Source organism: Alistipes muris, from assembly GCF_943193205.1.
GTDB lineage: Bacteria > Bacteroidota > Bacteroidia > Bacteroidales > Rikenellaceae > Alistipes > Alistipes muris.
On record NZ_CALPDD010000012.1, the window covers coordinates 1 to 25,766 of the forward strand.

Genomic DNA, 25,766 nt, shown 5'->3' on the forward strand with positions numbered 1-25,766 from the left:
TCGGTCGTTCGCTGAGCGGGCACGGAAGACTTACGCTGTTCCGAACACCCGCTCCGGGCGCTCGCTCCCTCGACGAACGAAACCCCGCCATTTCTACGAGTGCGGAACAAAGGTTCAAGTGCCCCTCCCCACAAAAAACCACCGTCATTCCGACTACCTGCCTGTCATTCCGAGGAGCCGTCCCCTTTGTCATTCTGAGGAGCCGTAGGCGACGAAGAATCTGTTCCCCCGCAAAATAGATTCTTAACTTGCGCTGCGCTTGTTGACCTCCTCCTTGCATGGCATAGCCTGCAAGCAGTCTCTGCACATGCTTCGTTCGTCAGTTCACTCCGTTCAGAATGACATCCGCCGCAGCCACTCGCAGCTCGGCTGCGGCGGTCGTGCTATGGACACAAGCCGGGCGCCGCGCAGAATTATTATTTTTTTGTGTTTCCCTCTTGACAAACGGTTTTTCAGGTTGTATCTTTGTTTCGTCTTGCAGCAAGTTCGTTTTTGCGTATTCGTCGTTCGCGCGCTTGATTCTTTGAATACGACGATTGCGGTGCACAGCAGCGCAGAAACAAGCGAAATCCGCCAAGACAAATCTCTCCTTGTTTTTTGCTGACGTCAGAAACAAACAATTCTTCGTTCTGTCAGTAACATCGAAATCCCGAATTCTCTCTTTCGGTTTTTTGCTTTCTGTTTTTTTTGTTTCTCCGGTGGTGCCGTTCCATTTTCCGACGTTTTCACCTCTTCAGAAGGCGTTATGGATATATGGTTCGACAGACAGTCAACTCTCGGTTTTATGAGGTGAAACTCCGAGCCTCGGACGCGTATAAAATACGTAGTATCATTTAAGAACAGCCCCCAGAACGAACGATCCTCTTTCCTCGAAGTCTCCCGGAACCGACCAAACACGGCGCCGGGGGATTTCCTGTGTTTGTACCTTATATATAAATAAAGAAGAATTCCGACGCCGTAGGCGCCGGAATTCTTGGTTAGGTTAGTTAGGTCAATGAGAGCGGGAGAACCCCGCTTATCGTATTACAAATATAAAAGTAATTTGACCTAAAACCAAATTTTTCGTAATATTTTTTTGTCGGTTGGTAAAAATTACGGCCGTATCGAAACGGCTTGCCGCCGGACACGGGCCATTATTAATATTTTTTATTAAAGCGCCTCGCGGATGCTTTCCTCTTTCTTTTCGGGTTCCGCCAGGGTCATCGAGGTGTTGATGTGGCGGGCACGATAGGTGGCAGGCGTCATCTGGTATTCTTTCTTGAACAGCTTGATGAAGTGCGAGGTGTTGGGGAACGTGCACTCGTTGCCGATTTCCGAAATCGACTTCGAGGTGGAAATCAGCAGCAGGCGCGAGTGCATGAGACGCTGACGGATATACCACTTGTGGGGCGGCATCTGGAAGTGGCGCCGGAATTCCTTTTTGAACGAGGTGAGCGAACGGTTGGTCAGCTGCGACAGCTCCTCGATGGATATGTCCTTGAAAATGTGGTCGTAGACGATTTGCTCGAAGTTTTCCTTGGCGGCGTCTACGTTGCTCAGCAGCTTGCTTTTGATGCAGCAGTCTTCGTGCGAGGCAATCAGATAGATCAGTTCGGTCATCTTGATGTTCTCGGCCGTTTCGTCGTGGTGGAAATCCTCGTCGCGCAGGTAGTTGTTGGCGTTGGTGAAAAAATTCCGGATGCTTCCCCATGCGGGCATGGATACGTGCATCCGGTGGCTGCAGTTTTCGCAGGAGTGCGAATTGGAGATGTTCAGCCCGTAGGTGATGTTCAGGTGCAGCAGGATGCGCTGGAGGTCCGACGGCGTGTAGTAGACAAGAATCTGCTCGAAGGGCTGGCCGTTTTCGGGGAAATGTTCGATGTAGTGGTGGCCGATTCCGAGGTAGAAAATGTCGCCTCGGGTGAGCTGGCGGCGTTTGTCGCCGTCGTAGATGAACATGGACCCCCGCAACACGTAGCCAATGGCATATCGCGACAGGGTCTGTGACTGGATGCCGGAGTGAAGTGTTTCCACATACTTCACAATCATCGGCTGTTGAGCCGACGAATTAACTGAATTCTTCATGTGTAGATTGTTAATTTAATTCTGCGAACAAGTGTTGCGTCACTGTTGTTGCACCTCAAATATACAATCTAAACTTTGATTTATAAAATTATGGATAACAAATACGGTCTTATGTGGATATATTAATCTGAATTTGTTAATATTAGGCCCGAATATATTATTGTAGAATCATATTGCAGGCCGCTCCCGCCAGGCAGAGCGCATAGATCGGTTGGGCGATGCCGGGGTGGGCGCGCACGAAAAACAGCGGCAGCAGGGCGGACAGCGGCACGGCGGCCAGTGCGAAGACCGATACCGTGGCACCGGGCAGAGAGGCGACAGCGGCAATCAGAAGCAGGATTTCCAGGTGATAGACAAGGATGCTCCGCGATTTGGAGCTGACGGCATAGAGGTCGGCATAGAAATACTGCATCGCAAAAATAAGCAGTACGACGGCCGCGCCTCCCAGCAGTTGAACTCCGAACGGAAGTTCGACGAAGAAAAGCAGCCATTGGCCCGCGATAAGTTTTTCGCCGAGAGCCAGCAGGGGTGCATGGAATTCGTTGCCGAGCCCCCAGCCGACATAGCACAGCAGCAATACCGGAAGCAGCAGGCCCGTAAGCGCGACGATGAGTTCGCGGAACGTGCGGTGGAAGTGAATCACGGCCAGCGGCAGCAGCAGAATCAGCGGCAGCGCCTTGGGCGAGAGAATAAGCAGAATGCCTAAGTAGAGTGCGCCGCGGAAGATGGCGTCGAAAGCGTAGCTGGTCGAGTAGGAGCGGCAGAAGTTCTTGATGCTCAGTATCAGAAACAGCGCGCTGACGAACATGGACAGATCGGCGGCGCCGGCGGTCAGCCCGCCTGCGAGAACTCCGTAGAGCGGGATGGCGATGCAGGTGTTTGTCGTATAGAGGTTGTAGCGGACCGTGAGGTGGCCGGTACGGATGCCTGTGACGATAATCAGCAGGCAGGTCAGCGCCCGGGCCCAGCCCGGAAACGAGTTTTGGAACAGCACGAGGAATTCGCCCGGCAGCCGGAAATCGACCACGGCCCCAGCGACGGCAGGCACAGCGGATGCTGCCGCGGCGGCCGCTACGGGTCCGTAGACCGCGGCTGCGGCCAGAGCGGCGAGGGTCAGAAACGACGGTATGAAGGCTTGCCGGGCAATGTCGAATTTCATGCGGACGGGATGTTGTTCCGAGGACAAAAATACGGAAAAAGTTCGTAAATTTGTCGTATGCTCGATACGCAATATCAATATGATTTTCCCGAAGCGGGCTGCGACGAAGCGGGGCGGGGGTGTCTGGCCGGTCCGGTCTTCGCGGCGGCGGTCATGCTGCCGCCCGGGTTCCGCGACCCGCTGCTCAACGATTCCAAGCAGATGACCGAGCGCAACCGCGACCGGCTGCGCGAAATCATCGAGCGCGAAGCGGTGGCATGGGCCGTGGAGGCCGTGCCGCCGGAGCGTATCGACGAAATCAACATCTTGAACGCTTCGTTCGAGGGGATGTCGCTGGCCGTCGCGCGGCTCGACCCGCGGCCGGGATTTCTGGCTATCGACGGCAACCGTTTCCGCACGCGGCTCGAACTGCCCTACAAGTGCATCGTGAAGGGCGACGGCAAGTATGCCGACATCGCGGCGGCTTCGGTGCTGGCCAAGACGCACCGCGACGAATACATGCGGCGGCTGGCCGAAGAATTCCCGCAGTACGGCTGGCTGAAGAACAAGGGTTATCCGACGCGCGAACACCGGCTGGCGATTCGCGAACATGGGCTGACGCCCCACCACCGATTGTCTTTCAGCCACGAAATCGACCAGCTGGAACTTCCGTTCGGAGCGTGAGCGGGGTTTCGGCGCCAGCCGGAAGTCTCTCCGGACAACATAAAAACAGCCTGCTGACCCGGAATGGTATGGGCTACGGTTCATTTCTGCGCACCTTCGGCTTGTCGGAACGGTGCGACCAGCGAGGTCGGGTAGATTCAGCAATCCGCTGGCGGCGATGCCGACGTGCCGAAACGTTTCGGGCTTCAGCTCCAACGTTTCAGGGACCGCCAGCTGTTCAATCCAGTCTGTGCCGGAGCTGTCCGCCGAGGACTTCTCCGGCATATTCAACCGAGCGATTGCCAATGCACCCTGCTGCGGGCGCCCGCAACCGTGAGACGGGAGCCTTGATCGTCGTCGGCGAGCACGGCAATGTTTGGTCTTCGTCTTCCTACGCCGCGGGCAATCTGAACGTTGGCGGCCTGCACTGCCGGGCGGACAACGTGAACCCGTTGAATGGGCACAACCGGGCCAACGGCCTCTCCGTGCGCTGCGTCCAGCATCTACGGGCTGTTTTTATTAAAGTGAAAGGTAGAAAGTGAAAGGTGAAAAGACCAACCGCAGCCGTTCGCAGGCCCGGCTGGGGCGGTCGCGCTGCAAGTGCGAGCCGGGCTCCGCGTTCATCGCGCCGACATGTCAAACCCTCGAAAGAGGGTTTGAAAGTGCGAAATCCGTATCCGGCTTTTCTCCGCTGTGCATCGATACAAAAAACAGCGGGCCCCAAGAACGGGGCCCGCTGTAAAGAGGGTGTGTAAGACCTAATAACCCAGCGACTTGGAAGCCGCGTAGGAAATCTTCAGGGCATTGGCCCGGCGAAGCTCCTGCTTGACGTCGGTGACGATACCCATCTTGGTGGTACCGTCGGCCTTGAGACAGATGGTCATCAGGGCACGGTCGGCCTCGCTGAGCTTGTCGCGCTCGGCGGCGACGAAGTCGAGGATGTCCTTGGTAGTCTTGTAGGAATCGTTGAGCTGGATACGCGGCGCAGTACCGAACTTGGCCTGCATGGCCAGTGACGGCTGCCCGATATGGATGTAGCTCACGAGCGACTTCTTTTCGAGCTTCTGCACCTCGGTAGCTTCGGGGAGCTTGTAGCGCACCAACAGCTCCTGGTCGCGCATGGTCGTGGAGACCATGAAGAAGAAGAGGATCATGAAGATCACGTCGGGGAGCGACGCTGTCGAAATGGGGGGCAAGCCTTTGTTGCCCTTCTTTTTCATTACTGCCATAATCTTACTTCTTGATAGTTCGCGGCTCGGCTTCCGAAATCTTCAGAGGAACGGCCTTGGTGATGATGTCGCGCTGCTCGGGCGTCAGCGAATCGAACTTGTCGCCGAACTTGCGCATGGCCACCTCGTCGCGGATTTCGTTGAAAGCGCGGGCCAGTTCGTTCTGGACCATGATGTAGGGCTGGTAACCCGTGTCGCGGGTGGTTTGCAGCGAAACCACGCCCATGCTCACGGGATAGACCCACTTGCTGCCGTCGGGAAGGTCGAATTCCTTCTCCTCCTTTTCGGGCAGGTCCTCGGTGCTCAGCGGGTTGAGGATGAACTCCTTGGTCTTCTCCTTCAGCTGGCGGAGCTCGATGAACTCCTGCTTGCCGGGCTGACCTGCCATGATCTGACCGCTACCGTTGATAAGCACCAGAAAGAGGTTGCGCTCCTTGACCTTGATTTCCTCCTGTTTCTGATCCTCGGGAGGAATCGGCGGCAGCATGCGCGCAAGACCCGTGTCGGTGTTCATGGTAGTGGCGACCAGGAAGAAAATCAGCAGCAAGAAGGCAATGTCGGCCATCGAACCGGCGTTGATTTCCTGTACTTTTCTTTTATCCGTTGCCATGGGTTACGATTATTTGAAGGCGCCCCGGATTTCCGTAACGATGGCCGTCAGGAACGCGGCGACGAAGGCGACGTAAGTCACCAGGATGCTCGTTTCGGTAATGACGGTCTCGCCGTGGCCGAAGAACCCGTTGTTCTGCAGGTCGATGATGTTGACCGTGTGGCTGGCCGAATAGGCGTACGACGCACCCACGATAACGAGGATCAACGCTACGGAAATGATGGTTCCCTTGATGCCTGCCGGGTTCTGAATCATGCCGAAGATGGCGCAGAAGAGCGCAGCGGCGATGGCGAACACGAAGAGGAAGTATCCCCAGATGAGGTTCGCGCCGATGGCTGCTTCCGAGCCGCCCGTGGCAACCGCGTAGATCAGAAGAACCGCGGTGATGGCCATCAGAACGCCCAGCAATATGTTAAGAATCTTTTTCATAATTGCATGAACTGCTGTTGTGGTTGGGGATTATTTCTTGCTGTAGGCGGTGAGGATGTCCATCAGCGTGATCGACGAATCCTCCATATCGTTCACCAGCGAGTCGATCTTGGAAACGATGTAGTTGTAGAACAGCTGAAGAATAACCGCAGCGATAAGACCCATGAGGGTGGTCAGCAGGGCGACCTTGATACCGCCTGCTACGAGCGTCGGGCTGATGTCGCCGGCAGCCTGGATGGCGTCGAACGCACCGATCATACCGACTACGGTACCCATGAAGCCCAACATCGGCGAGAGGGCGATGAACAGACCGATCCACGAAAGACCCGATTCCATCTGGCCCGTCTGAACCGAACCGTACGATACGACGGCCTTCTCTACGGCGTCGAGACCCTGGTCGTAGCGGTCGAGACCCTGGTAGTAGATCGAAGCGATGGGACCGCGCGTGTTGCGGCAAACGTCCTTGGCAGCTTCGATGCCGCCGTTCCGGAGAGCCTCCTCAAGAGCGGTGATGAACTTCTTGGAGTTGATGGTCGAGAGCGAGAGGAACAGGATACGCTCGATGGCTACGGCCAGACCGATCACCAAGCAGAGCAGCACGGGCAGCATCCAGCCCCAGCCGCCTTCGAGGAACTTCTGCATCAGAATGTGGTGCATGCTTTCGCCTGCGATTTCGGTTTCGGCAGCAACGGCGGTCTCGGCTTCGGCCACTGCCTCGTCGGCAACCGCTTCGGTCTGTTCGGCTGCGGCCACGGCCTCAGCTTCCTGCGCGAACGCATTCACGGTGCCCAGCGAGAAGAGGGCCACCGACAGAATCAAAAAAAGTTTTTTCATAGTGGTGTGTTTGATAATTGATTTGATTAGGTTGTCTTTTTCTTAAAGTTCGTTTCCCTCGTTCGGTCTTTTTTGCGGAAAAGGCCGTTTTTTGTCTTCGCGCCTGCCGGAAAATCCGGTCCGGAGCAGAAAAAACCGGTTCGGCCCGTCGGCTCCGTGTGCGAATCCCCGCTTCCGGAACGACGGATTCGGGGCTGTGCAACTATCAGTTTTATAATATTTTACACTCTGTATCCTGCGCCGAATCCCTCCGTTTTCGACCGGAATACGGCACATTATCAGTGCGAAATATAGAAAAAAAATTTGTTTTATGCAACGGCCTATGCCGTAAATTCTCCGCGCAAGGGTCGGCGCAACAGTGCGCGGCACTCCTCGTCGGGCAGTCCGAGCCCCAGCACGTACATGAGTTTGGCGACGGCGGCTTCGGTGGTCATGTCGTAGCCGCAGAGCACCCCTGCCTTTTGGAGCCGGAGCCCCGTTTCGTAGAGCTCCATCGAGACCCTGCCGCCGCCGCACTGGGTGATGTTGAGGATGATGACGCCGCGCTGGATGGCTTCGTGGAGCACGCGGATGAACCACTCGCTTGTGGGTGCGTTGCCTGCGCCGAAGGTCTCCAGCACGACGGCCCGCAGCCCGGGAGCGGAGAGCATCGAACGCAGAATCTGCTCGCTGAGCCCCGGGAAGAGCTTGATGACGACGATGCCGTCGGCCAGCCGGCCGGCGACGCGCAGCTCGGGGTCGGCGGAATCGGGCCGGAGGATGGCCGGGAAGTTATAGGCGATGTTGACACCCACCTCGGCCAGGGGCGGATAATTGTAGGACCGGAACGCGCTGAGCGCTTCGGCGCTGCGCTTGGTGGTGCGGTTGGCGCGGAAAAGCTGGTTCTGGAAATAGAGCGAGACCTCGGGCACGGCGGGCTGGCCGCCGCGGCGGGCCCCGGCGATTTCGATGGCCGTGATGAGGTTCTCGCGGCCGTCGGTGCGCAGGACGCCGATGGGAATCTGGCTCCCGGTGAAAACCACGGGCTTGGCGAGGTTCTCGAACAGAAAACTCAAGGCCGAAGCGGTGTAGGACATGGTGTCGGTGCCGTGCAGGACGACGAAGCCGTCGTAACGGGCGTAGTTGTCGCGGATGATCCCGGCCAACGCGAGCCAGTTGGCGGGAGCCACGTTGGAAGAATCTATGACGGGCGACATGGTCTGCACGTCGATGTCGACATTGAGCCGCTTGAGCGAGGGGAACTCGTCGTAGATGGCGCTGAAGTCGAACGGCACGAGGGCACCTGTTTCGGCGTCGGTCTTCATGCCGATGGTACCTCCGGTGTAGATAATCAGAATCGAGGATTTGGAACTGTTCATGGCAGCACGGTTTGCGGGGAACGGAGACCGAACATGCGCTCGGCGTTGGCGGAAGTTATGGCGGCGATGCGCTCGGGGGTCGTGTTTTTCAATTCGGCGACCTTGGCGCATATATAGGTAAGGTAAGCGGGTTCGTTGCGCTTGCCCCGGTGGGGTGCCGGGGTGAGGTAGGGGCAGTCGGTTTCGAGCACGAGGTCGCCGGGCTCCATGCAGCGCACGGTGTCGGCGAGACGGCTGTTTTTGAAGGTGACGACCCCGCCGATGCCGAAAAGAAAATCGCCGCAGGCCCTGAGCCTTTCGTAAGTCGCGGCGTCCTCGCCGAACGCGTGGAAGACGCCCCGCAGCCCGCTGCCGCGGAACTCCTCGACGATGGCGAGCATCTCGGGCCACGCGCTGCGTGTATGCACGGCGATGGGCAGGCCGAACTCCAGGGCCCATTCGCACTGGCGGCGGAACGCTTCGGTCTGTTCGCTGCGGAAATCGGCCGACCAATAAAAATCGAGCCCGATTTCGCCGAGGGCGCAGAATCCGGCGATTCCCTCCGGCGGATTTTTCAGATACTGCCCGACCCGGTCCAGCTCCTCGCGCCAACGGGGATTGTCGTTGACCGACGTGGGATGCAAACCCATCATAGGAAAACAACGGTCGGGGTGGCGGCGGCAAAGGGCGAACAACTGCCGATGGCTGGCGGAATCGATGGCCGGGAGCACGAACCGCCCGACCCCCGTTTCGACGGCCCGGGCGAAGACCGCGTCGCGGTCGGTGTCGAACTCGGGCTCGTAGAGGTGGCAATGGGTGTCGGTCAAAAACATGGACGGCGGATTCATGACCACAAAATTAGGAAAAAATCCGGAAGCCGAGCCGCCGGGTCACAATTTCATGTACCGATTGCCGGGCAGCTGCCGCAGGGCGCCTGCGAGCTCGAGCCCGAGCAACAAGGCGGCCAACTCGCCGGGTTCGAGCCCGGCGAGCTCGCGCAGGGTCTCGATAGAAAACGGGTCGGAGGTGGTGAAACAGGCGAGCAGGCGGGTCTCGTCGGGAGTGAGGGGCTGCGGCTCGGACTGAGGACGGAGAACCGCGGGCTCGGGCTCCAAATCCCAACCGAGCTCGACGATGATGTCCTCGGCCGAGAGGACGGCCTGCGCCTTACGGCTGCGAATCAGAAAGTTGGTGCCGGCGGACGAACGGTCGGTGACGCGGCCCGGAACGGCCATGACCGAACGGTGGTACTCGTCGGCAAGCCGGGCCGTGACGAGCGACCCGCCGCTGTCGGGCGACTCGACGATGACGCACCCGGCGCTGAGGGCGGCGATGATGCGGTTGCGGGCGATGTAGGCGGTACCGTATTGCCGTGTTTGGCTGTTCAACTCGGTGACGAGAGCGCCGCCGTGGTCGAGCATGTCGCGGGCGATGGCCGTATGGTGGGCGGGGACGATGTTCGGCAGGGAACACGGCAGGACGCCGACGGTGGGGACCTCGGCCCCAAGGGCCGCCCTATGCGCGGCGGCGTCGATGCCGAAAGCGAGCCCGGAGACGATCGTGAGCCGGGGAACCCGCTCGGCGAGCCGCTCGATGAGCCTGCTGCACACGACCTGCCCGTAAGGAGTGACTGCGCGGGTGCCGACGACGGAGAGACAACGCTCGGCGAGCCGCTGCGGATTCCCCTGCACGTAGATGACATGCGGGTAATCGGGAATCTCGCGCAGGAGTGGCGGGTACTCGGGGTCGGTCGATGCGATGGGGATGATGCCGTGCTTGCGGCAATATTTCAACTCCTTTTCGGCGGAGGAGAATCCGGCGCGCCGAACGATTTGCCGGGCGAGGTCGGGCCGCAGCTCGGCCCGGAGGGTCAACTCTTCTTCTGCCGCCGCGAAAATCCGCTCTGCCGACCCGAAGCACTCCAACAGATGCACGGCGCCTTTCACCCCGATTCCGGGCGTGAACTGCAAGGCGATGTCTTCGATGGTCATGGCGGCTATTAATAAATGGTGCTTCTGGGTCGGATGCGGCGGCCGAACGCTTCGGGGCTTCGGGCCGCTGTCGGGGCAACCTATCCTATGTAAAGATACTCCATTTGTATGAAACAGAAAAATATATTGGCCCTTTTCGGCGAAAGATTTGCTTTTTGCAGAATTGTTCGTATATTTGCATTCCCGTTGGGCCGCAGCGTTTCGCATGGGCTGGTCCGCGGGACATGTTTTGGTCTGATGGCCGAGTGGCTAGGCAAAGGTCTGCAAAACCTTGTACAGCGGTTCGAATCCGCTTCAGACCTCGAAGAAGCCGCGTTGTAGATGCCTGCAACGCGGTTTTCCTTTTGATTTGTCATACATTTGCAATACCCACCTCTATTCAGTCTCGATCTCTTTAATATGAGACAATAAGCTATGCAAGTCCAGATGAATTTGGTTGGTTGCTCGTTTCATTTTATCATCTAATTCTTGCCATCTCTTTTTGGCTGCATTTGATTTGATAGCTTCCTCATATGCTCCAACAACATGTTCTACTTCTTTTTCCAAAGTATGCGATAACTGAAATATCGTTTGTTCATCGAATATAAGACGGACGACATTTCCCATTCAACTCTACAACCTTATTAAATAATCTTTGAGCATTTGATTTATACTTAAATCCATTCGGCTTTTGAGTACCATATCCATGTACATACTCTCCATAAGGTGCTGCAACTAATGAATCATATAGTTGTTTTATTTCTAATAACAATCTATTTTCCATAACAATATATTTATTTGATCTTTTGCGTCCTCCTTAATTCTTTGAGCGGATTTTGGTCATATACTTGTTTTAGTTTATACAGATCCGTATTAGGTTCGATAATAGCTTGTCGATAGCTGATATAATATCCTAATAACGTATCGACATAAGAATTTCCGGTATGATATGATTTGCTGAAATCATTTTTATGAATAATATTCAACGCCATTTCCCATTCTTCGGATGATACATTTTCCTTGCAAGCACAAAAGGCTTTCCACCATGCATGTGTTGACGCATTGCATATTGAATCGTTTCCTAAAATTTCAATAGCCGTTTTTTTCCCTCCATTTTCAAGCCCAAGCCATTCGAAGAAATAACGATAAATAATCATAGTTTCAGGCATCTCAAGGAGTTTATGGTACTCTTCGATATTTTCACCAAAGGCTTTCATGAAAAATGATGTCCCCTTGCCTATTTTACCCTTTGTACTATTGAGAACTGCTTGAATAGCCCGAATATACTTGCGATTCCAATATTTGCCAATATAGTCCCGATTGTGAGAATAATCTTCTTCCATATCCGTAGTGCGACGGATTGGATGGTATTTCATGGGGAAAGAATATATGCTCACATTTAGCCTATCACACAATTCTACATTGATTCTTAATCGATGATATAAATCATCTGGGTGATCATCAAAGTTATATAACAAGTAGTTGGAGAAATCTTTCAGTCCAACCTTACTGCTCATTTCAATTGCACGAGTATATTGTGCTTCTGTTTTTATATTGTCGAAAGCTATTCTTAATGGGCGTATTGCGATTCGGCTTAACTGCTTAACATTCTCTTCAGTAAATAAACGAGCATCTACGCCTTGGTTAAAATCGACATAACGATGACGAGGAGCAGGTTTGAAATGTTTTTCGTATATATCTTTTATTTCGTCATATGCGGCAAGAAGATGTTCTTTTGTAGTTGTAAGAAGCTTATTGATTTTATATCTTTCGAAAACGATTTTATACACCTCGAATGATTCTTCGCCTTTTAATTTTTGGTAAAACTCCATAATTAAAGACTGGGCTTTTCTAATATTTGCCCGTTCGTTAATCACAGGAATAGAGCGTAAATGAGCAATGGATAATGCAAGCAAATCCGGTTGAATAAATTTAGCATCTTTACCAAATCCGCAAGCTATAATATCATCGATAATTGTATTGAACTCTGAAGAAGCCAATATGTTATTATCCATTAATAAAAGGTCTTTTTGGTCACCGTATTGTTTTCGGGTTTCTTCGATTCTCTCTCGAAGTGGAATATAGGAGTTATATACAGGCTCTAATTTGGGTACTGCGCAAAATGGGCATTTTCTTATACAACCACGTGTAGTATATCCATAATACGCATTGTTCATTGGGTATTTGTATTCAATTTCATCGAGAATTGAATAGTCCAAAGGTAAATTATCTATGATGAGTTGATTTCCTTTATCCAATTGCCCGGGTTTATTCAAAATCCCCTCAAACGGTTTAATCCCGGTTGCCTCATAAACCTCCTTTGCTTGGATGGTGGCTAATACACCTCCTACCATCATATTTTTGGTATCCTTAACTAGTTTCTTTGCAAAATTGATGGTGTCAATAGTAATGCTCCAATAGAATGTGAACAAAGTTGTTACGAAAACACGGTCCCATTCCGGTTCTTTTTCCCAGCTTTTCTTCCAATAATGATCTTTAAACTGATTGATTTTGTCTGTCAAAAGAATCTCCATATTTGTAGAGCTAATCGGGATTTGAGATAAGAAATCCTTTCGTTTTGTACGAATATACTCTACAAACAAATCTTTGTAAAGATTCCAGTTAACGCTTTCATCTATTTTATAGAACTCATCGATACAATTATTGGCGATGCGCTCTATAACAAACTGTTTTAAATCTCCTTTATAGAAAACGACTTCATGACCTAACATTTTATGATAGGTCGATAATTTCATAAGTCCGATTGGTGGATACTTATTTGAGTAGTTAGGCTCTATAAGTAGTATCTTTAACTTTTTTCGTGGTCTTGCCATTATGCTTCTACAAGTTCTCTTATAGCTTTTCGTTGTAGTTCTCTAATTAATTTATCCTGTGAAACCGGACAGTTCTTTTGATACGACATACATACCTTGCGAATCAATGCCACTTGATCTTTGGTGTAATGACTATTCAATATCTCAAAGCTGTCAATTTCTGGCTTAACCTGCGGAGCCGAGATTGATATAGGCTCAGATACAGGTACATGCGCTATTTCTTTCGTATTTGTGCTGGCTTGTATATCTTTGATTCGCCGTTTATATGATTCTAATACCTTCTGTGCTACCGGATTGGTTGCATTCTTGGACTTGGCGATACTTTCGAGTTTTTTATTTGCCTCGTTTAATTGTTTTTGAGCATCATCGAAGCCTTCTGACGTGGGTGCTTGTATTGTTTTATAAGCGTCAACGTATCGTTCAACGGCTTTCTTGGTATCATTCGCTAAATGATATAATTTAACCAAGCTATCGAAGAAATCTCGGATTTGGCACTTTAGACATTCGGCTTCTGGGGTAGGAGCCAATCCATCACGGGCACTATTTAGTTTGATTTTTTGATTTGCAATATGGATTTCACCATAAAAGTATTTATTACCGCGGGTTTCATTGCGAGGGAAATATGTTGTTAACATATCAGCCTCTCCGACTTGAATATTATGTTTTCGGAGCCGAAATTGGCTGTTCGTGTCTGATACGGGAATTGCTTTGGTAAAATCGGTCAAGGCATACCAGCCCCATGCTAACAATCCGTATGTATCATCTTTCAACGAAAAATATTCTAATCCGTTAATTATATCATTTGTTCCAACGACACGCAACCCGTATCGTTTTTCTATTGCCGTGCCGTTAATTGAGATTGGAAAATGTCCAACATTCTTTTGTAGATCTTCATACTCCCCTGACACACTGGTCATAATCAATTGATTTCTAAATTGAGCTGAATAATCGACGGGGGCAACCTCCCTTAAATAGTCTGCAATAATGTCTTTGCTCAACAACGATGGATATTGTAAATCAATATCGTATAAAGTAACTATGAAATAATGGTCATCTTTATTTTCATCGTATAAATTGCGAGATGACGCAGAGTCGATTACATCCGTGGCATCGCGTTTATCATTTTCGTCATTAAGAATAGCCTTGATTTTATCAATATCGAAAACAATTTCCGAAGCAAGTTCTTCTCCTTTGTAGGTTGTTCTAAATGATAATTTTTTACAGAAATAGCCGCCAACTAATCGACCTATGCCGAACTGACCTGCGGACGATTCTCCGTCCTTATCGGAATCTGCTATATCCAGCAAAACGGATTCGACTCGTTCTACGGGTATGCCAATGCCATTATCCCTAATTTCGATAAACCTCTTGGCAGAATCAATAGTAATAGAAATTCTACCATCGGTTATAGCTCCTAAAATACCGTGATTGACGGCATCATTAATAGCATCACGTGCATTTTGAACATATTCACGATAGATCAACTTCTCATCCCCATACATTTGGAACATGAGCATGTTTATCAACCCTTTACCAATACGGGATTTATGTGTTTTCAGCTCTGCCATAGTTTATACTTTATCCGTTGGGGAATTGTTTGTATGTTGGTTTGGGGAATTTAATATTTACAATTGATCGTAATGCTGGATTGGAAATAATATATTCCCCAGGAGATAATCTTGTCATCATATTTTGATAGACCTTAGGCACGTATTTGTAATCGGCTTTTGATATTTCGATAGCATTAGTTCGACCATAAGCATGAGTAGAGCAATTACCCTTAACTCGATCGTGTATAGCACTTCGGAATTGCTCCACCGAAAATAGGATAATGCCTAATGATCGGCCTCGCTCTGTGATTTCCAATAATTGGCGTAGAATTGGGGAGTTTTTCGGAATATCGTTCGAGGCATATTTATTCAGTTCATCAACAAACAAAATTACCTTATCGGGAATATTATCACGGTCGGCACCCAATTTCATTTCATATATTGCGCGGGCTACACTACCGAAAACGAAACTTTGAGAGTTTTCGTCCAATCGGGCAATATCGATTACCATAACCTGATTGGCTGTCAGGTTGTGCTGAATCTCGCTTGTGAGGTCTACTTCTCCTACGTTATCATGTATTACTTTTGAGAAAATATCATTCTTGATCGCTTTGCTAACGCATCTCTTAAATTTTCTCCAGCTGGTTACTTGAATTTCGTTCTTTACACCTCCATTGGCAGCAGTTTTTGTATATTCATCCAGCTTATCCTGAAAATCTTTCCAATTATTCACACCGGCAAAACACCCTTCTCCATTTATGACATAATTGACGCAACTTTCCAAAGTACCAGTACTATCATCTTCATTGGCCAACAATAAATCCAATTTATCTTGAGATTTATCATAGGTAAATTTATATGTAAAGGCTTTGTGATTTTTCTTTTGTCGTTCAACGTCTTGAGGATGGGCGTATGATTGTGCATGTTGCATCATTTCATCCTTTGTGTAAGGATAGTAATAGCGAACATTCTTAAATGGTTCTATTGATAGCCCTAAATCCGCATATATCTTTTTATCTTTCTCTGGCAGATCGGTATTCGCTTCATCAATGGCCATAAGATCTCGTCCTTTGACATTGAAAAACACAAAAGCCACACTACTTTCATCTATGTCTTTGAATTTATGCTGAATTGCATTAAGGAGGAACATCGAATAAGATGTTTTTGCCGCTAATCCTGAAATACCGGATATATTCAAATGCGCTCCGTCTGGTCCAATTATAAAGTGAGAATTAAGCTCGACTTTGACTTTTTTGGCGGCGTTGCCTTGATACATTTCCAAATAACCGCACACCAAAGGATTTTTTACATCATTTAGTCCTAAAGCTGTTCGGATATCCTCCTCGTCACAAAGCGAGACTTGTTTGCCATCAAGTACTGGAGTATAAATATCATCAGTATTGCAAACGACCTTTGCTTTTACGTAATTCATTCCAAGCCGATTCATTTGCCCAATAGAATCAGCGGTATCACCAAAATTACTTGATATAAAATTCGTGAAATGGCTCGCTGCGTCCGTTACATGCGTAATTTCTTCGATAACTCCATATGTAATAGACTTATTGTTATTAGAGGATACATGTTCAACTTTAACTATGTCGAACGGGCTCAAAATTTGTCCTTTATCTGTCCAAAAATAGAAATTATCAATTGTAGATGGCATCTTTTCAGTTGCTGATACCTTTCCAATAACCTGCAACATAATTAGAATAAATTTAATATTATATTCGAATCCACATATTTCGATTTGCAAAACAATTCTGTCAAGAAAATTGGATATAGATGATTTGCCCAGCGCGTATCAACGCCATAGCAAACTGGATAGGCTTCTCGAATTAAGTTTGCACTTATCATATCCACCTTGTCTGTTTCCAATTTATCGTTTTCATCCATCAAGACCATTTCGCACTTTACGATGTCAGAAAAATGTGTTTCTCGAAAATCGTGGTTGCGTAATCGCACATACCACACGGCAAAATATGATTTTCCACCTTTGTGGTCTGATTCATAACGGTAAACCTTAGTTCGTTCGTAAGGTTCTAAATTTGCAATAGTTTTCGATAACCGATTCCCTTCGAAATCCGGCAACAACTCAGGGTCGAAGAGTTTTGAAACGCCAACTACATGCTGATAGTTACTTCTCAAGTTATCCCATTGAGTTCTATTTAAATTTGAGAAACTCGGATTATATTCCAAAGAACCATCTTTAATCAACCATGATTCATTATGTAATTTTCCAGCTTTACATAATCTCTCAACCATCAATTGCTCCTCATCGGTCATTTCGTTCTGAATACATGCAATACCCCGATGTTTATAATTATCCCTGCCTTGTTCTTGTGGATTAATATTAGTTCTGTACAAAAGCAATTTATTGATACCTAATTGCAAATCTTTTAATTTAGATATTTTGTCAATTACTTTAGAATTAATAGTTTCACAAAATGACCGGCAAAAATTTTCACCGCCATCGTCATCGTCATAATCATCGGGCATTGCCAAAATGATTTTGCTATTCAATTGCCAGCATTTAAAGCTGTTGCGATCCTTTCGCTCGCAACACCCGACAATAATTTGTCCTGCAATGATTGGAAAAATCTTTTTACCAATACCGATATCATCGATTTTGAAAGTATGTCGCGATCCATCCAAAAAATATCGAAAAATGGGTGGAGGAACTTTGGATGACTTGAACAAATATGCGACGGATACTGTTTTTACACGAGAATGATCTGTTTCCGCGAATGTACTTTTAGTAGCATTTGCGACTGTTTTATCATCGTAATTATAGGCGATAGTGTCATTATCTACCGAATCAAGACATATCTTTTTTGTCTTGAAGCATTGATATTTACCCTTCCCTGCCTGTTCTATATAGTCGAGAATCATTCCCATATTTTATTCCCAGTCAGATTATAGCTGCGTTATCTATTTTAAAATTTAATACTCATACAAAATTAAACAATTTATATCAATTATTAGGCTTTCTAATAGTAAAACACATTCTTAATCTGCCTTAATTTTTTTGAGTTGTTGTTCGAAATGTTTTGCTGCTTGCTCATTCAGCCGTACTTGTTCATCATGCACGGCTTTCTGCTTTACTACTTTTTCAAAAGTTTCGACATCTTTCTTCATCTCTCGGATCTTGGCGTTGTCGCGATGTAGTTCAAAGATTTCTTCCAGTTCGGCAATGCGGTCGGAGGTCGCTTCGCCTTTCATTTTAATGTAGCGGTATTTCAGGTCGTTGTCGATGCGGTCGTAATTGGGTTTTGCGGTCCAATACAGCATCGTGCACAGCAAGACGATTGTTGCCATCATTCCTATCATCGCCCAGAATACTCCTTTCGATTCGATGGCGAGCGAAATTCTGTGTTGCGTTATTCTCGGCGGCAATTCGGCGGGGATTTCAATCGATTCGACAAATACTCGTAGGTTATCTATCCCTGCTTGAGTCTTTATGTTGCTCCGTTCGATGCTTTCCAACCGTCCGGCAAGCTGGGTTATTATTGTCCGATGCCACTCTTGTTCAGTAAGAACGATTTGTTCTATTCGTTGTGGCAAATCCGTATCGGTCGATTGATTATTCTTCGCCGACAGTTCGGTTTTGATGGCTTTTACCATAGTTTCCTTGAAGTCTTCGTACATTTCGTAAGACATCATATCATTTTCTTTCATAGTTGCTTGATTTAGGGTTATAATTTCATTTTGGTTTTGCGTTCTCGTAGGCGGCGTTTCTGCTCCATCGCAGCAATTGCCATCGCTTCGGCAACGGTGTTGAGCAACGCCGTAATGCGGGCGATATGTTCTTCGGGACTTTCGCCGGGTTTGCGTTGCAGCTGAACTGCTGACAATCCAATAGGCGAATCGTTGGGCGGCAACGGCAATGCTCCGATACTCCCGCCGAAATTTATTGTATTATTATCGGTTTGACTTTTATTCCCGTTTCCGCCTGCATTGCCGAATAAATCGGCGTATGCCGACCGATAATTGCCTATGGCTGCATGGAATCCCTTCGTAAGCGTAGCCCGATACCGGGTTTGTTGCTGTGCTTGCGTAAAGTGTCGATTCAGCTTCGAGTAGCTGAATTGGCGGTCTATTTTTGAACCTGAAAACTCGAAACCGTTCTTGCCGAACAGCACTCCTTGTTTTTGATTGGTCGAGCCGCAATACTTATAACGCATAGCAATACCGTGCTCCTTCAAATGTTTTTCTAATTCACTCCAGCTTCGGGATTGAGGCAATGTTGTTTTGATTGCGTCGTATATCTCGTATTTGGTTTTGTCGGGTTCCCGCAAGCGTTCCCGGCGTACCGATTCTTTGCCCGATGCAAGGTGTAGCCCGTATTTCTCGGTCAAAGTCCGACAGACTTTTGCATTGCGGATTTTCATATTCTTGTCTGAGATGGTTTGCCCGTTGTTTCCTACCCGATTATAGACCAGATGGCAGTGCGGATGCGGTTGGTCAAGGTGGCGCACCAGCAGATACTGCGTGTCGGCGATGCCCATTTTCTGCATATACTCTTTGGTAATCTGTGTCATCAACGCGTCAGTCATGCGCGGCGCATCTTTCGGAGAAAACGAAAGGGATATATGCCCGACAGCGTTCTTGATCCGTGGGTTCAGTAAGGTTTGGTCTTTGAAGTCCTGCACCATCTCCCGAACATTCGGCGGGGTTACTCCCTCGGCTGCCAATATTCGCGATTGTTCCTTTATTACATATCCGACCGTTCCTGCAAATGATGACCCGGCGATGATCTTACCGATCATCGCGAAGATTCTTTAACAGGGATTCAATACTTACCACAATAGCTGTATGGCGGGATACTATACCCGTCAATCCTTTTGCATGGGCAAGACGGGTAAGTTGGTTCAGGTTGCGGGCCATGCCTTTGAGTTGGGACATGAAGTCGAGATGTTCGCGTCGCAGACGCTCGCGCACACGACCGGCAGCTATCAACTGCCGGAGGACTTCGGCTGTTCCATGACCGGAGGTGCGGACAAGCGATTTCAGTTTGAAGTAATGTTCGGCATCGAGCCGTAACGATAGCTGGTATTTTTTGCGGCGACCCTCGCTTATGGCAGGTCGTCCGCCTTTGTGAATCGGTATTTGTTTCATGGGTTGATTTCGTGTTAATAGACCAGCGGGATGTTGCCACCGAACATCGGCGGCACGTTTTTGTACTACAAAAACACAAACTTGCCTTCTTACATTTTCATACCTCGTTTGCGTTGGGGCGCAATATGCAGTCGAGACTGTTTCGCCTGCCAATATTCGTTCAAATCCTTATGCTCCCGATAAAGGTGCGACCGGTCGATGACGGTGCTGTTCGGGCATAGCCGTTTCAAATCGGCCGTGGCTTTACGCCCCGCGTCGTCGTTATCAAAGAACGCATGAATCGTCGCATGCCGGTCGAGAAACGGAATCACTTTCGGAAGATGGATGACTGAGTTCAGCACTGCAACGTCGATAGGCGGCCATTCGGCCGGTTTCATCGAAAGGTAGGACAAAAAATCCATGAATCCCTCGAATGCAACGACGGTATCGGAACGGTTGTCGATCGTTGTAATCTGCTTGGGCGACACGCATCCCTTGAAGCGTTCCGAACGCAGCTCCCAGCCGCCGGCATCGTTGCGGAATCCGACAGCGAAATAGTTGCGTCCGTCGACGGCGTAATGTACTTCCCGGCAGCAGGCCGATGCAACTGCCGGATCGATTCCCCGCGAGGAAAGATAGCCGACCAGCGCCGGATGACGGAGCGGGATATCGGAAAGCAAGCGGAGCGCGGGGACGGTCGGCGGAACCGATGACGACACGGGAACGACCATCGGTGTTCTCTCACCGCTGCCGAGGAACCGGATGGATTGCGCAAAATCGCACCGTTCCAATCGCATCACGAGGTCAATAATCGAACCGCCCGCACCCAGCCCGAAGTCATACCATAAGTTCTGCACGTAGTCCACCTTGAAACTCGGCGTATGTTCCTTACGCAGCGGTGAAAGATAAAGGCCATATCGCGGATTGTCTTTGGTCGGGCGTAAACCCCGTTCGGCAAGGTAGGTCCGAATTGAAAGACGTTTGATAATTTGAATCATTTTCATAACAATCTATGTTCAGTGAAAAGAGAGATATTTATTCTTTCACTGAATTATTTAATGGGAACGATTCGATTCAAGGCTGCTTCGACATCGCTGTCGCGAAACAGGACACGCCCGCCGATTTTGTGGGCGCAGATTTTACCGCGATTCACCCAGTCGGTGAGCGTCACGAGCGAGATGCGCAAACGGCGGGCGGTTTCATGCCGCGTGAGATATTTCGTGTCGGTTTTCGGTTGTATGGGACGCAGCTGTTGTAGCTCGTCGCGCAGGGACTCCCGAATCATCTCCGAGAGCTGGTCGGCAGTCATGCCGTTCAGATAGATTTCCTTTGCCATAGTTCTTGCGATTTAACGCTGCAAAGGAATAGGTTTATCGGAATTAACTAAAATAAGTAATTGTGTTACAAGGCGGAGACACTTCGAAGACACACGATGTCAAGTTAGGACAATCCACGGATAATTATCCCGTTTTTTGAGGCGGATTTCCATAAATTGCGAAGATTTGCACGATAAAATCCCTGTGTGTAAAGTGATTAAAAATCATAAAAACAGGGAGCAACGATTCGTGCTCCCTGCAAAACGGATTGGCGGTTTCCTAAGCGTTATTCGTTTTGTCCTCTGTCAAGATATCTTTGCAGCGCTTCGCGAACGGCAGATGAAGAGTAATATTCGTCCCGAGACATCCGTTCGTCGCGACAGCCCTCGAACCACTTGCTACTTAACCAACGGTAGAGTGTCGGACGGGTGATACCCAATGCGGCGGCCAACTCCTTTTTGTTCATCAACCGCCCGCCGTCGAATGCCGGCAACTCGTTTTTGTCCTTGCGGATATATAGCCAGCGGTCAAGATGCCGAAGCGCCTTATCCACGTTTTTCAGTTGTTGCTCATGGCTCTCGTATGCCCACACACGCAGACTTGTCGGGTCGAAGTCCGCAAACTCCGGCCGGGAACGCAATGCCTCAACCAACGTGTCGAAACATGCCAGTTCGGAGGCTTTGATTTCTATTTTGCGACGGCGGGGCATTGTCTATATTTTTTAGGGGGGGGGTATTTTCTTCCTACCCAAACATTTTTTACACGCTTTTAATCGCCTAACACACAACATATAAGCAAAACGTCAAAAGAAATAAGTATGTAAAAAAGCGTGTAAAAGCGTGTAAAAATTAAACATTAAACCAATCTGAATTCGGGCCTTGCGATTCATTTCTTATCTTGCCCTGCCTCTTTAATTTTGCCAAAAGATTTGTAATTTTATCTTTTTTCTGTCTGTCAGTAAGCAGGTCGGAAAGGAGATTCCATAGTAGTTTGTCTATTTCTTTGCGCGACAACGAGTTGTGATCGTGCAATGCCGTCATCAAAAGCTCTTCGCAACTTTTATTTCCAAGTCCTTTATGCTCCGAATATTCAATCTTCTGCCCAACCTTTTGGGCGATATGTTTCGCGATATAGACTTTGGGCTTGCGGCCTTCAATCAAATGTTTGCTTCTCAATCGGACGATCTCGTCATCGGATAACGGTTTCCCCAGCTGCACGCGGTTCAGCAATTCGATATCGAGCAGATTCAAATCGGTATTTCCCGCCAGAATATTGGCGTAGTTCATATCGAGAATTTTACCCGTTATGGTAACTTCAACCCGATTGTCGGTCAAATTGTAGTCCGGCAGAGGAAACAGTCGCTGTCTTTGATAATTGTACATCTTGCGGATGCCGCTGCCGATCGTATCGACCATTTTCAAACCGACCATGGCCGTTACCAAAAATTGATTTCTGTATCGCTCCTCGGGAGCATCACTGACGAGCACTCGTTCGATATTGCCCGGGATGAACGACCCTTTGTTCGAGAATACCAGCTTGTCGTCGTATTCCACCACGTTGATCTGACCGCCGAGCGTATAATCCTGATGGGCGATAGCGTTGTTCAATGCCTCGCGAATGACATACGGCTCGTAGGTGTCGATCTCTTCGGGAAAGAGTGTTTTATATTCCGGATTGATGTAGCGGTATTTCAGATTGCGAATCTTGTCGTATATTCTATCGACGGCCAAAATGAACGGGCAAGCGGCAATCATGTAATCGCGCTCGATATTGTCCTGCCCGCGCAGAATCCATTTGATTTTGGCGACTGCCGGAGAGATCAGATGCTCGCTTTCCTCTTTGCCGAGCAATACGATGGCCGTATTGGTGATCTTGCCCCGAATCGTGATTTTCGCCTTGTTCAGAAAAGTCGTGTCGTCCCACGATGCAATCTCGTCGGCCTTGTCCTTATGGGCGTTCGTGTATAGCTCTCTTGCCTTGCTAATAGCCGCCGAATCCAGATCTTCCAATGAAGCGTCTTCGATTATCTCCGCACTCCAGTCTTTCAATTTGGCTTGATTTCTTATTCTCTCGATTTTGTCCATACTCAACGCCTGCAAGGATTCTCCGTCACGACCGTAATAATGGCCCTGATAATCGATTGGAATACCCTGCGGGGCAGGCGGTATTTCGAACATCACAACTCTTTTGCCGTTCTTGTACCGCAATTCATGTATCTCGACGAAAGTATGCCGGCCCGTAGTCTGATCGGCGATCTTTTTCTTCATCGCATCGAGAGCCGGACGGCTATTCTTGTATTGGCTGCCGACAACCTCGTGCGTATGATTCTCCACGCCGAAAACCAGCCATGCGTGCGACATGCCTTTCAGATTGGCTTCGTTGCTCAATGCCGAAAAGTATTGCCCCAAATCTCTATCGTCGAAATTTCTCTCTGCTCTTTTGAACTCTACCACCTCCGTTTCCGCAGGCAGGATTAGCAAAGAATCGAGTATGTTTGTTAATTCTTCAATCGTCATATATTTCTAATTTCCTGTAAAGTTACAAATTATTCGCAAATAATCGGAGTTGCAATCGTCTGCGCCGGAATTTGTTTGATGTTTTGTTGCCGCCGTAAAATTTACTGTGGAAACAATCCGAACTATCGGCCGCTGAAATACGGATGATTCATCAACTCCATGGCGGTCTGCTCTTCTGTAATCTTGATGTATTTCATGAACTCCTTTTCAGTCTTGTGACCCGTGATTTTCATGATGGCGATGGTCGGAATGCCCGCCAGATACATGTTCGTCGCACCGCTGCGGCGTGCCGTATGGGTCTTTACCAAGTCGCATTTATCGACCAGATGCGTCTTCTTTTCCCCGTTCTCGACGTATGGAACTTCGATTTTCTCCGTAATACCCGCTTCGCGTGCGACCTCCTTGATGAATTTGTTTACTTTCTGTTCATAGGCCTTCGGCAAACGGTTTTCGTACTTGTCCAATATCGCCTGCAATTCGGGCCGAATGGGAATGACGACGTGATTGCCCGTCTTCTGCTGCTTGAGGTCAATGACCCGCTGTCCGCTGTCCAACGTGCGGATATTGCCCTCGTTGATGGTCGAGTAGTCGCTGAATCGCTGCGCCGTATAGCAACCGACCAAGAATATATCGCGAGCAATATCCTTGTGTTTGTTGTTCGATAAATCGAGGTCGGCAATAGCTCGAATCTCCGATTCGGTCAGATAGATATTTTCGACATCGGCAGTCAGCACACGGAATTTGCGGCTTTCGATCAAACCGTTGTCGTGTAACCCCTCTTCACGCGCTGCCCGCATGATGATTTTCAAATTCTTGACATAGTGGCTGAAGAAGAGGGATTAAGCGGAAATCAGATATTTCTGCGCTTCCAATGTCCGGAACGGAGGTAGAGATAGGAGGAGAGCAGGACGAGGTAATAAACGTGGTCGGCGGACCAACAAAGGGCGACGCCGGCGCGGAACCCGAAAGCGAGGAGGCAGGTATAAGCCATATAGACGGCGGCGGTGAGGGTGACGATAATCATGGCGGCGCGGGTGTCGCCCGTACCGGAGACGCTGAACTGGTAGATGATGGCGGGCCCGCAGATGATGAACGACGTGAGCATGACCCTTAGAGATGCGACCGAAGCGGCTATCAACTCGGTATTGTCGGTATAGATGCGCAGCACGGGCTCCGGAAAGAGGAACGCGAGGACCACTATGGGCAGCACGAAGAGATAACAAAGCCGAATCATGCGGCGGCACAACGCCAACACGCTGCTGCCTTGTCCGGCGCCGATGAGGTTGCTGACCAACGAACTGGCGGTCGAAGCGAACGCGTTGACGAACATGAAGATGAACGACGAGACGCTGCGCACGATGTTGGAAACGGCCAGCGGCCGCTCGCCCAGGTGCTCGATGGCGACGAAGAAAAAGAGCCACGCGAAAAACGCGAAACCCTCCTGCGCCATGATCCACACCGAGACGCCGAGAATGCGGCCCAGCAACGGGAAATCGAGGCCCTGCCAACGGAACAGCCCGTAGCGCCTGTGGTCGGTCCGCAACCGGGTGTAGAGGACGAAGAAAAGTACCGAGACGCCCTCCGAAAGCGCCGAAGCGATGGCCGCGCCGGCGATGCCCAGGGCTGGGAATCCGCATTTGCCGAAAATCAGCATGTAGTTGAGCACCACGTTGGTAAGGACCATGACGACCGAATTGCTCGTCAGTATGCGCGTGCGGGTCGTGGCGACGTAGAAAGCCCGGAACATGGCGGCGGCGAACGAGAAGAAGAAACCGTAGACGCGCCAGTTCAGATAACTTACGGCGGCGGCGTAGACCTGGTCGGATTCGATCAGCAGCCGCAGCAGCCGGGGAGCCCACAGCCGTGAGGCGGCGAAAAGCAGGGCCGCCAGCAGGAGCAGAAATCCCATGCCCTGCGTGAAAATCGGGCCGATGCCGCGGTAGTCCTTTTCGCCGTTGCGCCGTGCCATCAGCACCTGCGCGCCGATACTGAACCCGAACCCGAGCATGAAGATGACCAGGTAGAAGATGCCGGCCAGCGCGGCGGCCCCCAGCTCGGTCTCGCCGACGCGGCCCAGATAGGCCGTATCGGTCAGTCCGATAAGCTGTTCCATGAGCAGGCTCAGCAAGACCGGAAAGGTGATTTTCAGTATCTGTCTGTCGGAAAAAGGCATGGCGCCGCA

The 25,766-nt window shown here is 49.7% G+C and carries 25 protein-coding genes and 1 tRNA gene; 2 read left to right on the forward strand and 24 right to left on the reverse strand.

Annotated elements, in window-relative coordinates; all coding sequences use genetic code 11:
- Positions 1 to 1,149: 1,149 nt before the first annotated feature.
- The gene (locus tag NFR47_RS07225; RefSeq protein WP_251214905.1) at positions 1,150 to 2,064 is read right to left on the reverse strand and encodes an AraC family transcriptional regulator; all 915 of its coding nucleotides are present in this window, start codon (positions 2,062 to 2,064) and stop codon (positions 1,150 to 1,152) included.
- Between the two features lie 157 nt (positions 2,065 to 2,221).
- Positions 2,222 to 3,223: a hypothetical protein gene (locus NFR47_RS07230; RefSeq protein WP_251214906.1), complete on the reverse strand. Its 1,002-nt coding sequence runs from the start codon at positions 3,221 to 3,223 to the stop codon at positions 2,222 to 2,224.
- A 57-nt stretch (positions 3,224 to 3,280) separates the two neighbouring features.
- On the opposite strand from NFR47_RS07230, the gene NFR47_RS07235 reads away from it, so the two are divergent.
- Positions 3,281 to 3,886, forward strand: coding sequence for a ribonuclease HII (locus NFR47_RS07235; RefSeq protein ID WP_251214907.1), 606 nt, complete (start codon positions 3,281 to 3,283; stop codon positions 3,884 to 3,886).
- A gap of 737 nt (positions 3,887 to 4,623) precedes the next feature.
- Here NFR47_RS07235 and NFR47_RS07240 read toward each other — a convergent pair.
- The 7 genes from NFR47_RS07240 to dprA all read right to left on the reverse strand — a co-directional run bounded on the left by NFR47_RS07240 (position 4,624) and on the right by dprA (position 10,295).
- Complete coding sequence (locus NFR47_RS07240; RefSeq protein ID WP_369808766.1) at positions 4,624 to 5,094, reverse strand: ExbD/TolR family protein; 471 nt, start codon at positions 5,092 to 5,094, stop codon at positions 4,624 to 4,626.
- Positions 5,095 to 5,098: 4 nt separating this feature from the next.
- Positions 5,099 to 5,704, reverse strand: a complete 606-nt coding sequence (locus tag NFR47_RS07245; protein WP_251214908.1) for an ExbD/TolR family protein — start codon at positions 5,702 to 5,704, stop codon at positions 5,099 to 5,101.
- Between the two features lie 9 nt (positions 5,705 to 5,713).
- Positions 5,714 to 6,133: a hypothetical protein gene (locus NFR47_RS07250; RefSeq protein WP_251214909.1), complete on the reverse strand. Its 420-nt coding sequence runs from the start codon at positions 6,131 to 6,133 to the stop codon at positions 5,714 to 5,716.
- Between the two features lie 30 nt (positions 6,134 to 6,163).
- On the reverse strand, positions 6,164 to 6,967 hold the full coding sequence (locus NFR47_RS07255; RefSeq protein ID WP_251214910.1) for a MotA/TolQ/ExbB proton channel family protein: 804 nt from the start codon (positions 6,965 to 6,967) through the stop codon (positions 6,164 to 6,166).
- Between the two features lie 320 nt (positions 6,968 to 7,287).
- Complete coding sequence (locus NFR47_RS07260; protein ID WP_251214911.1) at positions 7,288 to 8,325, reverse strand: asparaginase; 1,038 nt, start codon at positions 8,323 to 8,325, stop codon at positions 7,288 to 7,290.
- Positions 8,322 to 9,137: a TatD family hydrolase gene (locus tag NFR47_RS07265; protein WP_251214912.1), complete on the reverse strand. Its 816-nt coding sequence runs from the start codon at positions 9,135 to 9,137 to the stop codon at positions 8,322 to 8,324. The genes NFR47_RS07260 and NFR47_RS07265 overlap by 4 nt, the downstream gene beginning before the upstream one ends.
- 57 nt (positions 9,138 to 9,194) lie before the next feature.
- Positions 9,195 to 10,295 carry a DNA-processing protein DprA gene (dprA, locus tag NFR47_RS07270; protein ID WP_251214913.1) on the reverse strand — a complete coding sequence of 367 codons (1,101 nt, stop codon included), beginning with the start codon at positions 10,293 to 10,295 and terminating at the stop codon, positions 9,195 to 9,197.
- A gap of 231 nt (positions 10,296 to 10,526) precedes the next feature.
- Between dprA and NFR47_RS07275 the strand changes: the two genes are divergently transcribed.
- Positions 10,527 to 10,597: transfer RNA gene (locus tag NFR47_RS07275), tRNA-Cys, on the forward strand.
- Positions 10,598 to 10,670: 73 nt separating this feature from the next.
- Here NFR47_RS07275 and NFR47_RS07280 read toward each other — a convergent pair.
- The 15 genes from NFR47_RS07280 to NFR47_RS07355 all read right to left on the reverse strand — a co-directional run bounded on the left by NFR47_RS07280 (position 10,671) and on the right by NFR47_RS07355 (position 25,757).
- On the reverse strand, positions 10,671 to 10,841 hold the full coding sequence (locus NFR47_RS07280; RefSeq protein ID WP_251214914.1) for a hypothetical protein: 171 nt from the start codon (positions 10,839 to 10,841) through the stop codon (positions 10,671 to 10,673).
- A 28-nt stretch (positions 10,842 to 10,869) separates the two neighbouring features.
- Positions 10,870 to 11,058 (reverse strand): hypothetical protein, encoded by a 189-nt coding sequence (locus NFR47_RS07285; RefSeq protein ID WP_251214915.1) that lies wholly within the window; start codon positions 11,056 to 11,058, stop codon positions 10,870 to 10,872.
- Positions 11,059 to 11,068: 10 nt separating this feature from the next.
- Positions 11,069 to 13,030 carry a radical SAM protein gene (locus NFR47_RS07290; protein WP_251214916.1) on the reverse strand — a complete coding sequence of 654 codons (1,962 nt, stop codon included), beginning with the start codon at positions 13,028 to 13,030 and terminating at the stop codon, positions 11,069 to 11,071.
- Between the two features lie 77 nt (positions 13,031 to 13,107).
- On the reverse strand, positions 13,108 to 14,676 hold the full coding sequence (locus NFR47_RS07295) for an ATP-binding protein (protein WP_251214917.1): 1,569 nt from the start codon (positions 14,674 to 14,676) through the stop codon (positions 13,108 to 13,110).
- 10 nt (positions 14,677 to 14,686) lie between these two features.
- Positions 14,687 to 16,360: an ATP-binding protein gene (locus NFR47_RS07300; protein WP_251214918.1), complete on the reverse strand. Its 1,674-nt coding sequence runs from the start codon at positions 16,358 to 16,360 to the stop codon at positions 14,687 to 14,689.
- 2 nt (positions 16,361 to 16,362) lie between these two features.
- On the reverse strand, positions 16,363 to 17,547 hold the full coding sequence (locus NFR47_RS07305) for a hypothetical protein (protein ID WP_251214919.1): 1,185 nt from the start codon (positions 17,545 to 17,547) through the stop codon (positions 16,363 to 16,365).
- 117 nt (positions 17,548 to 17,664) lie between these two features.
- Entirely contained in the window at positions 17,665 to 18,333 is a 669-nt protein-coding gene (locus NFR47_RS07310) for a hypothetical protein (protein WP_251214920.1), read from the reverse strand.
- Between the two features lie 17 nt (positions 18,334 to 18,350).
- Positions 18,351 to 19,424 (reverse strand): relaxase/mobilization nuclease domain-containing protein, encoded by a 1,074-nt coding sequence (locus NFR47_RS07315; protein WP_251214921.1) that lies wholly within the window; start codon positions 19,422 to 19,424, stop codon positions 18,351 to 18,353.
- Positions 19,414 to 19,773 (reverse strand): plasmid mobilization protein, encoded by a 360-nt coding sequence (locus NFR47_RS08540; RefSeq protein WP_289641603.1) that lies wholly within the window; start codon positions 19,771 to 19,773, stop codon positions 19,414 to 19,416. Before NFR47_RS08540 ends, NFR47_RS07315 begins: the two co-directional genes overlap by 11 nt.
- Before the next feature lie 89 nt (positions 19,774 to 19,862).
- Positions 19,863 to 20,756, reverse strand: coding sequence for a toprim domain-containing protein (locus NFR47_RS07330; RefSeq protein ID WP_338022847.1), 894 nt, complete (start codon positions 20,754 to 20,756; stop codon positions 19,863 to 19,865).
- Between the two features lie 47 nt (positions 20,757 to 20,803).
- Positions 20,804 to 21,088, reverse strand: a complete 285-nt coding sequence (locus NFR47_RS07335) for a helix-turn-helix domain-containing protein (protein WP_195290405.1) — start codon at positions 21,086 to 21,088, stop codon at positions 20,804 to 20,806.
- A gap of 266 nt (positions 21,089 to 21,354) precedes the next feature.
- A complete protein-coding gene (locus NFR47_RS07340) occupies positions 21,355 to 21,777 on the reverse strand; it encodes a hypothetical protein (RefSeq protein WP_251214922.1) in 423 nt (140 codons plus the stop codon).
- Positions 21,778 to 21,916: 139 nt separating this feature from the next.
- The gene (locus tag NFR47_RS07345) at positions 21,917 to 23,584 is read right to left on the reverse strand and encodes an ATP-binding protein (RefSeq protein ID WP_251214923.1); all 1,668 of its coding nucleotides are present in this window, start codon (positions 23,582 to 23,584) and stop codon (positions 21,917 to 21,919) included.
- 122 nt (positions 23,585 to 23,706) lie between these two features.
- The gene (locus tag NFR47_RS07350) at positions 23,707 to 24,381 is read right to left on the reverse strand and encodes a site-specific integrase (RefSeq protein WP_251214924.1); all 675 of its coding nucleotides are present in this window, start codon (positions 24,379 to 24,381) and stop codon (positions 23,707 to 23,709) included.
- 53 nt (positions 24,382 to 24,434) lie between these two features.
- A complete protein-coding gene (locus NFR47_RS07355; RefSeq protein ID WP_251214925.1) occupies positions 24,435 to 25,757 on the reverse strand; it encodes an MATE family efflux transporter in 1,323 nt (440 codons plus the stop codon).
- Between the last annotated feature and the right edge of the window lie 9 nt (positions 25,758 to 25,766).